Raw genomic sequence first — 8,847 nt, forward strand, 5'->3', positions numbered from 1 at the left:
TCACTGGATAATGCAGCTATCAAAATTGCATCAATTAAATAATCTTTAAATTTTAATTTTGACAACTCAAGCGATATTAAAATCAAAAAAACAACCACTCCTATTAGAATAAGCACATATTCACCAAACTTGACATAACTTGCAACTAACTTACAAGAATATGCATCGCATAAACTTTTATTAAAAAATGATAAAACAAGTTCTATAAAAGATAAAAGAAAACCCAATGAATAAACTGCAATTTTTTTCACGCTACAAAGTATACATAAAGAGTTTTTAATTTTCAATAATTCTTGAAAATATTATTATTTTGTGGTATTTATAAAAAGGATGGAAAATTTAGCAATAAAAGGTAGAAATTATTTAGGATACGAAATACAAATAGACAAAAACAGTTCCAATGAAGAAATTATTGATTTTTTTGATAGTCACATTATAAAAAATATTGAATTTTTTAAGAATTCTATACTTACAATAAAACTTGACTCAAAAAGAAACATAGATTTTGCTATAGATTATTTAAAAAAACATAATTTATACATAAATGCGGTTTTTATAAATAATACAAAAATTGCAAATAATCTAGATGTGCCCACTCTAACGCAGGCACTTACACACCCAAATTCGGTTGTATTTAAAGGTAATATAAGAAGTGGCCAAACGCTTGAATCCGATGATAATCTAATAATTATGGGTAATGTAAACAGAGATGCTTATATATATGCCAAAAAAAATATATTTGTTTTGGGTAGTCTTGAAGGCATACCTCATGCTGGTTTTAAAACTAATAAAGAAGCGTTTATATTCGCTTTTGAACTCAATAGTCCACAAATTCGTATCTTTGAGTTTCTTGCAAAAGCTCCTGATAAACCAAAAAATACCCTTAAAAAAGAACCAGAAGTTGCATTTATTGAAAATGATAAAATTGTTGTATTAACATATAAAGATTGGCTAAACTATAAAATGGAGTGATTAAATGGGAAAAGTAATAACTATAACATCCGGTAAAGGTGGTGTTGGTAAATCAACAACAAGCGCAAATATTGCACTTGGTCTTGCACTTGCTGGAAAAAAATGCGTCGCAATTGATCTAGATATTGGCCTTAGAAATCTTGATATGATTTTAGGTTTGGAAAACCGAATAGTTTATGATGTTGTAAATGTTATTGAAAATGTGGCCAAAGTTAGTCAAGCTCTCATAAGAGATAAAAGAACAGAAAATCTTTATCTTATAGCAGCTGCCCAAACACGAGATAAATCAGCAGTTAAACCAGAACAGGTAGTTAAATTAACAGATGAATTAAAAGAAGAATTTGATTTTATTATTTTAGATTCACCTGCTGGTATTGAAGGTGGTTTCAAGAATGCAATGATACCGGCAGATGAGGTATTAATTGTTACAACACCAGAAATTTCTTCTATTAGAGATGCTGATAGGGTTGTGGGCATACTCGAAGCCAATGAAAAAAGAAATATTAAGCTTATCATAAATAGAATAAATCCTCTTTTAGTCAAAAATGGCGATATGCTTAGTAAAGATGATGTTTTGCAAATTCTTAGTATACCGCTTATTGGTCTTGTGCCTGAAGATAAAAACATTATAAGCTATACAAATATGGGTGAACCATCAGTATTACACAAAGATAGCCCATCTGGAAAAGCATATTTTAACATTGTAAGAAGGATTTTAGGCGATAATGTTGAATTTAACGAGATAAAAGAAGAAAAAAAAGGCTTTTTGCAAACACTTTTTAGCTTTTTTAAGGAATAAATATGGGTTTGTTAGATTTTTTTACAAAAAGACGAGAATCGGCAAATGTCGCAAAAGATAGGCTGCAAATAATACTTGCTCACGAAAGGCAACTAAACAGTGCACCGTTTATAGAGGATTTAAGAAAGGATTTAATAGCTGTAATATCAAAATATGTCAAAATCGACCCAACACGTATAGATGTTAAGTTAGAACGCGACAATCACCTTGAAATATTGGAAATCAATATACCATTGCGCTAAACATTTATAGAAATTGTTTTGCAAAAGCTATTGCTTCGTCTTTTGTTTTAATTTTTTGCAAAAATATATTTTTTTTAAGCAATCTAATAACGATAGATAGTTTTTTATTTTCTACACCAAGTTCAAGCATCTCATTTGGTTTTAAAATTTGTGGAAGTTTTAAAAAATTCAAATATCTTTGAAAATAAAAACAAGTCATATCTTTCAAAAAATCTATAAATACTTCTCTGTTTACCATTCTTATTTTGCCCTTTGCCAAAGTATCTGCTAAAGCAAAAATAAGAAGATCAACACCATTAATACCAAATTTATCAAAAAAATCATACAACAACTCATCTGTTAAAGTATTATTTTTCCAGTTTAAAAAAAGCTTGGCAGGCTCTATATGATTTAATATCAAAAATACCGTAATTTTTGTAATCTTATTTTGAAAATTGTATTGTTTGGCATATTTTTTGAAAATTTCGGCACTATAAATTTCGTGATTTTTAAATGAAATTTCGTCGTTATTTATTTGCTTTACAAAAGGTTTTGCACAATCATGAAATAAAGCTGCTAGTTTTAGCGCAATTATGATTTGTTTTCTATTAGTTTTGTAATAATCATAATAATACTCAAAACATTCTTCACCAACAATCCTTTTCATTCTCAAAATTGACCATTCAACAAAATTATAAACGTTCAAAGAATGCGATTTTACATCATATAAATGACTTGAGCTTTGCATGCATCCATTTTCATAAGATAATTCTTCAAAAAGTTCATCAAGTAAACCAATTCTATCCATTAACAATACGTAATTAAATGTATCATTTATAAGTAAAAATTTTTCCAGTTCTTGCGTAATTCTGTCATTTGCTATATTATGAATAAGATGAACAAGACTTTTAGCTTTCTGTAAAGTGTTTTTTTCTATGTCAAACTTAAGTTGTGCAGCTATGCGAAATAACCTAATTAACCTAATCGGATCGTCTTTAAATACATCACAGTTTGAATATTTAACTACACGATTTCTAAGATCTTCAATACCTTTTGTTGGATCAATTATCGATTTTGTATCTAAATCAAAAGCGATTGCGTTAATTGTAAAATCGCGTCTTTTTAATTCTAAATCTAAATTATTAGAATCAAATTTTGATAAATCAACTACACAATTATCAAAAACATATCTAAAAACCCTAATTTTTTTTTCAAATAAGATATATTTTGTGTTTGTCATTTGCGAAAATTCTAAAGCTATCTCATCTATTTTGTCAGATACTAAAAAATCGAAATCAATAGGTTTTTTATTTAACAAAATATCCCTTACAGCACCTCCAACCATGTAAAGTTTAACATTATATTTATCACATATTGTTTTTAAAAGCTTTAAAAATTGAATAGATTCAATATCAAAATTCATAAAGCTATATTTAATATATACCTGAATTTGTCAAAAATAAAGTCGGGTGTAATCTTTTTTAAAATTGATTCATTTTTATATCCAAAACTAACCCACCCCATTCTAAGATTTGATGCTTTTGCAGCAAAATAATCATTTTCGCTATCGCCTACAAAAAGCGAATTACATGGATTTATTTTGTATTTTTGAATTAAATTTAAAATAGGTTGGGGATGAGGTTTTTTATTTTCAAAGCTATCACCACCTATTATTGCTTCAAAAAAATTATCTATTTTTAACTCATTTAATAATTTTTTGGAAAATTTTTCTAATTTATTACTTACAACAAATAATTTATATTGTTCTTTTAATATCTGAAGTGTGGGTTTAACACTATCATAAAGATAACTATCTTCACAAATATGCTCATAATAATAAGATAAAAATATTTTTAAAAATTGTTCATAGTAATCTGTTGCATTAATTTTAGTTAAGTAATCCTTAACTAGCCTATGTATTCCATTTCCAACCAAAGATAAAATATATTCTTTGTCTAAAATTTCTAATTTAAGGTTTAAAGCAGTGAAAACCACTGCTTTTTCCAAATCTTTTTTTGAGTCTACAAGAGTTCCATCTAAGTCAAAAAATATAGCACTATTCATTAAATTTCTTAAAAACTAAAACAGCATTTGCGCCACCAAAGCCAAAAGAATTTGACATAACAGCATTAACTTTCTTTTCAATAGATTTATTTGGTACATAAAATAAATCACATTCTGGATCTTGATGCTCTAAGTTTATTGTTGGTGGTATAATTGAATTTTCTATTGTCATAACACTAAAAACAGCCTCAACTCCACCTGCTGCCCCAAGTAAGTGACCAGTCATTGATTTAGTTGAACTTATAGCTAATTTATATGCATGTTCTTTAAATACAGTTTTGATACTTAGTGTCTCAATTTTATCGTTAAAGTATGTTGAGGTACCATGCGCATTAATATATTCAATATCTTCTGGATTTAAACCCGCATCATTTAGTGCCATTTGCATAGCATAAATTGCACCCTTACCTTCCGGATCTGGTGCAGTTATATGATAACCATCATCACTCATACCAAACCCAACAAGTTCGGCAATAATATTAGCATTGCGCCTTTTAGCAAACTCATATTCTTCTAAAATCAAGATACCTGCCCCTTCTCCAACAATGAAGCCATCTCTATCTTTATCAAACGGACGTGACGCTTTTTGAGGCTCATCATTCCTGGTAGAAAGTGCTTTCATATTCTGAAAACCTGCTATAGCAAGTGGCGTAATTGTAGATTCACAACCACCAGCCACCATAACGTCAGCATCACCGTACATTATGTTTCTTGCTGCAAAACCGATTGCGTGTGTAGCTGACGCGCAGGCTGTAACTGTTGCATAATTTGGGCCTTTAAAACCGTACTTTATAGCAATGTTACCTCCTGCCATATTAATAACAGCAGTAGGTATAAAAAAAGGTGATACTCCTTTATAACCCCTTTCTAACAATGCACGATCATATTTTTCTATTGTCCCAAGACCGCCGATACCGGAACCTACGCTAACACCGCATCTAAACAAATTAAGCTTTTCTAAACTTAAACCTGAATGTTCTATGGCCTCACTAGCTGCAGCTAAAGCGTACAAACTAAATAAATCATACTTTTTAACTTCTTTTTTTTCTACATACTTTTCTGGTTCAAAACCTTTAACTTCGGCTGCTATTTGAACTTCAAAATTAGATGCATCAAATTTAGTAATTTTATCAATTCCACTTATACCGTTTATGGCATTTTTATAACTTTCTTCAGCAGACAGACCTATGGGTGATACCATCCCATAGCCTGTTATAACTACACGCTTTCTCATAATTATTATTTATTGATATGACTTTCTACATAATTTATTGCATCTTGAACAGTTAAAATTTTTTCTGCATCTGAATCTGGAATTTCTATCCCAAATTTTTCTTCCATAGCCATAACTAATTCCACTGTATCCAAAGAATCCGCACCTAAATCTTCAATAAATTTTGCCTCTGGCTTAATTTCTTCTTCTTCTACCCCAAGTTGCTCTTTGATGATATCTTTTACTTGATCTGCAATAGATGACATCTACTTATTCCTCCTTGTACAATTATTTTTTTATATACTAAGTCCACCACTTACGTTTATTACTTCACCAGTAATATAACTTGATTCTTCACTCAGCAAAAAAGCAACTACATTAGCTACATCTTCGCCACTGCCAAGTCTTTTTAGAGATATTTTATCTGTTAAAAGCTTTTTTTGTATTATATTAAGGCTCTCAGTCATGTCTGTTTCAATAAATCCAGGGGCTACAGCGTTAACTCGGATATTTCTTGAACCAAGCTCCTTTGCTAAACTTTTTGTAAAACCTATTATACCAGCCTTTGAAGCAGCGTAATTGGATTGACCAGCATTTCCAAAAAGACCTATGATTGAGCTAATATTTACTATTACACCAAATTTCTGTTTTATCATATATTTTGCAGCAATTTTAGAACAATTAAAAGTTCCATACAAGTTTGTTTTCAATACTTTATCAAACTCATCCGCTTTCATTTTTATTATCAAATTGTCTGATACAATACCCGCATTATTTACTAAATAGTCAATTGTTTTGTACTTCTCAATAATCTGAGCAAATGCATTTTCAACTTCTTCATAATTTGAAACATCAAATTTCTTAATTTCACATTTACCCTGTTCTTTTTTTATTGTTTCACTTAATTTTATGGCTTGTTCTTCGCTTGTATTATAATTTATTATTACACTCAAGCCTTTTTTTGCAAGCTCTATTGCGATAGCTGCTCCTATGCCTTTTGAGGCACCACTAATAACTGCTATACTGCCTTTGTAACCCATACGCTTTCTCTAAATGTATTATAGCTTTTTAAATCAAAAATTCCACTAATATTTACATTTTTTACATTTCTTTTCAACATTACAGACAATACATCTTTAGGACCGCATTCAACGATTAATTCTATAGGATAACTCAAAGCTTTATTTACATTATCAATCCATCTTACAGGCTTGGCTATTTGATCGAGCAATGATTGTTTTATTTCTTGTGGAGATTTAATAATATTTGAATTAACATTTTCTATGATAATTTTGTTAGTAGGATTTATTTTTATGCTATCAAGTACCTTTTGCATCTTTTCTACAACCGGTTCCATTAATTTGCAATGAAATGGTGCAGATACATCAAGCATAATTGTTTTACCTAAATTGTTTTCTTTTATAAGTGATTGAAGCTTCGCAATACCTTTTTTGTAGCCAGAAACTATAATTTGAGTTGGAGCATTGTAATTTGCTATATCACAATAAAAATCTTTATCTTTAGAAATTTCTTTGCATAAATCTTCAACTTCTTTTATGTTATTGCCTATTACAGCCATCATTGCACCAAGACCAACACTTACAGCTTCCTGCATATATTTGCCACGATTGTAAACTGCAAAAACAGCATCTTCTAGCTCCAAAGAACCGGCAGCAACAAGACTTGAATACTGTCCCAAAGAGTGTCCTGCGCTTATATCAAAATCAAAACCTAACTCTGATTTTAAAAGTTCAAAAATTGCAATTGATGCTGTTAGTATTGCTGGCTGGGCATTTTGGGTTAAAACCAGCTCGCTTGAAGGTCCATTAAACATCAAATTACTTAAATTGAAAGATAGTGATTCATTAGCTTTTTTTACAACTTTTTTTACTATATCAAAATTATCATATAAATCTTTTATCATTCCTACAAACTGTGAACCCTGCCCGGTAAAAATCAAAAATTTCATATCAGGTTCCAAGTGCATTCAAATTCTCCAATGTTTTTTTTGCCTGATTGATTATATCATTTATAATTTCTTTAACAGGCTTTATGTCTTTTACTAAACCAGAAATTTGACCTGCCATTACACTTCCATTTTCCACATCTCCATCTACCACAGCCAGTCTAAGCTTCCCAGAACCTAATTTTTCGATTTCTTCAATTGATGCTTCTTGTTTTTCTAATTTTTCAAATTCTCTTGCAAGCTTATTTCTAATAATTCTAACGGGGTGTCCGGTGGATAGTCCAGTTACTACTGTATCGCGATCTTTTGCCTTAATTATAGCCTGTTTGTAATTTTCTGATGCTTGACACTCAACTGAAGCAATAAATCTTGTACCGATCTGAACGCCCTTTGCGCCTAAAGACAAAGCAGCCAAAAACCCTCTACCATCAGCTATGCCTCCAGCTGCTATAACAGGAATTTTCACAGCATCAACAACTTGTGGTACAAGTGCCATAGTTGTAAGCTCACCTATGTGTCCACCAGATTCCATACCTTCTGCCACAACAGCAATTGCACCAATAGATTCCATACGTTTAGCCAATGCTACAGCACCAACCACAGGTATTACTTTAATATTGGCATCTGCAAAAGCTTGCATATACTTGCCTGGGTTTCCGGCACCTGTTGTAACTACCTTTACTTTGTGCTTTATCACCAATCTAACAATTTCTTCAACGAATGGTGAAAGAAGCATAATATTCACACCAAATGGCTTGTCTGTCATCTCTTTTGCAAGTAGAATCTGGCTTTCTAACCACTGTGGAGTTGCATGGCCTGCTGCTATTATACCAAGTGCACCTGCTTGACTTACACTTGAAGCTAATTTCGCATCTGATACCCAAGCCATACCACCTTGAAATATTGGATACTCTATGCCAAGTATATCGCAAATTTCTGTTTTAAACACTAATTGCCTCCTACCAAACAATCACGCAAGCACCCCATGTTAAACTTGCGCCAAAACTATTGAGTAAAATTTTATCATTTTTTTTAATTTTCCCCTGATTATAAGCCAAATCTAAAGCTAATGGTATAGAAGCTGCAGCAGTATTTCCGTGAATATCAAGTGCAATTTGTACTTTTTCCATAGGTAAATGTACTCTTTTTGCAACACCTTCTAAAATTCTAATATTGGCTTGATGACACACCATTAAATCAATATCGCTAAAACTCATATTGCATTTATTTAAAACCTCTTCTGATACAGCTGCAATACTTTGTACAGCCATTTTAAATGTCTGGTTACCAAGCATTTTAATATAGATATCGTGGTTATCTATAGCTTCTTTAGAACAAGGCGCCAAGCTCCCACCTGCAGGTATCTGCATAAGATCCGTGTAATCGCCATCCGAGTGCAATACTATATCAAGAATACCGCTTTCATCATTACTTGACTGCAATAAAACTGCTGCTGCACCATCTCCAAAAATTACACATGTGCTTCTATCTGTCCAGTCTACAAACTTACTCAATACTTCAGCACCAATTACAAGCACATTTTTTGCGACATTAGAACGTATATATGAATCACCTACACTCAAAGCATACAAAAAACCACTGCAAGCAGCAT

At 31.3% G+C, this 8,847-nt stretch carries 12 protein-coding genes; 3 read left to right on the forward strand and 9 right to left on the reverse strand.

What is annotated here, in order from left to right; all coding sequences use genetic code 11:
* Nucleotides 1-251 (reverse strand): hypothetical protein (locus Q0C22_RS04060; protein ID WP_291491556.1); only part of this gene is annotated, 251 nt, incomplete at its 3' end.
* Nucleotides 252-330: 79 nt separating this feature from the next.
* Here Q0C22_RS04060 and minC point away from each other — a divergent pair.
* The 3 genes from minC to minE are packed head-to-tail and all read left to right on the forward strand — an operon-like array spanning nt 331 to nt 2,013.
* Complete coding sequence (gene minC, locus Q0C22_RS04065) at nt 331-972, forward strand: septum site-determining protein MinC (protein ID WP_291491570.1); 642 nt, start codon at nt 331-333, stop codon at nt 970-972.
* A 4-nt stretch (nt 973-976) separates the two neighbouring features.
* Complete coding sequence (gene minD, locus Q0C22_RS04070) at nt 977-1,771, forward strand: septum site-determining protein MinD (RefSeq protein ID WP_291491578.1); 795 nt, start codon at nt 977-979, stop codon at nt 1,769-1,771.
* 2 nt (nt 1,772-1,773) lie between these two features.
* The gene (gene minE, locus Q0C22_RS04075) at nt 1,774-2,013 is read left to right on the forward strand and encodes a cell division topological specificity factor MinE (RefSeq protein WP_291491583.1); all 240 of its coding nucleotides are present in this window, start codon (nt 1,774-1,776) and stop codon (nt 2,011-2,013) included.
* A gap of 4 nt (nt 2,014-2,017) precedes the next feature.
* Here minE and Q0C22_RS04080 read toward each other — a convergent pair whose 3' ends face one another.
* The 8 genes from Q0C22_RS04080 to Q0C22_RS04115 all read right to left on the reverse strand — a co-directional run.
* Nucleotides 2,018-3,415 (reverse strand): HD domain-containing protein, encoded by a 1,398-nt coding sequence (locus Q0C22_RS04080; protein WP_291491590.1) that lies wholly within the window; start codon nt 3,413-3,415, stop codon nt 2,018-2,020.
* Nucleotides 3,412-4,056, reverse strand: a complete 645-nt coding sequence (locus Q0C22_RS04085; RefSeq protein ID WP_291491598.1) for an HAD family hydrolase — start codon at nt 4,054-4,056, stop codon at nt 3,412-3,414. Before Q0C22_RS04085 ends, Q0C22_RS04080 begins: the two co-directional genes overlap by 4 nt.
* Nucleotides 4,049-5,290, reverse strand: coding sequence for a beta-ketoacyl-ACP synthase II (fabF, locus tag Q0C22_RS04090; protein WP_291491619.1), 1,242 nt, complete (start codon nt 5,288-5,290; stop codon nt 4,049-4,051). The genes Q0C22_RS04085 and fabF overlap by 8 nt, the downstream gene beginning before the upstream one ends.
* A gap of 5 nt (nt 5,291-5,295) precedes the next feature.
* Nucleotides 5,296-5,535 (reverse strand): acyl carrier protein, encoded by a 240-nt coding sequence (acpP, locus tag Q0C22_RS04095; RefSeq protein WP_291491629.1) that lies wholly within the window; start codon nt 5,533-5,535, stop codon nt 5,296-5,298.
* Nucleotides 5,536-5,565: 30 nt separating this feature from the next.
* A complete protein-coding gene (fabG, locus tag Q0C22_RS04100; protein WP_291491638.1) occupies nt 5,566-6,309 on the reverse strand; it encodes a 3-oxoacyl-[acyl-carrier-protein] reductase in 744 nt (247 codons plus the stop codon).
* A complete protein-coding gene (gene fabD, locus Q0C22_RS04105) occupies nt 6,288-7,256 on the reverse strand; it encodes an ACP S-malonyltransferase (RefSeq protein WP_291491648.1) in 969 nt (322 codons plus the stop codon). The genes fabG and fabD overlap by 22 nt, the downstream gene beginning before the upstream one ends.
* The gene (fabK, locus tag Q0C22_RS04110) at nt 7,240-8,184 is read right to left on the reverse strand and encodes an enoyl-[acyl-carrier-protein] reductase FabK (protein WP_291491661.1); all 945 of its coding nucleotides are present in this window, start codon (nt 8,182-8,184) and stop codon (nt 7,240-7,242) included. The genes fabD and fabK overlap by 17 nt, the downstream gene beginning before the upstream one ends.
* Nucleotides 8,185-8,194: 10 nt before the next feature.
* The coding region (locus tag Q0C22_RS04115) for a beta-ketoacyl-ACP synthase 3 (RefSeq protein ID WP_291491671.1) at nt 8,195-8,847 on the reverse strand (653 nt) is incomplete at its 5' end.

The organism is Desulfurella sp. (assembly GCF_023256235.1).
Classification (GTDB): domain Bacteria; phylum Campylobacterota_A; class Desulfurellia; order Desulfurellales; family Desulfurellaceae; genus Desulfurella.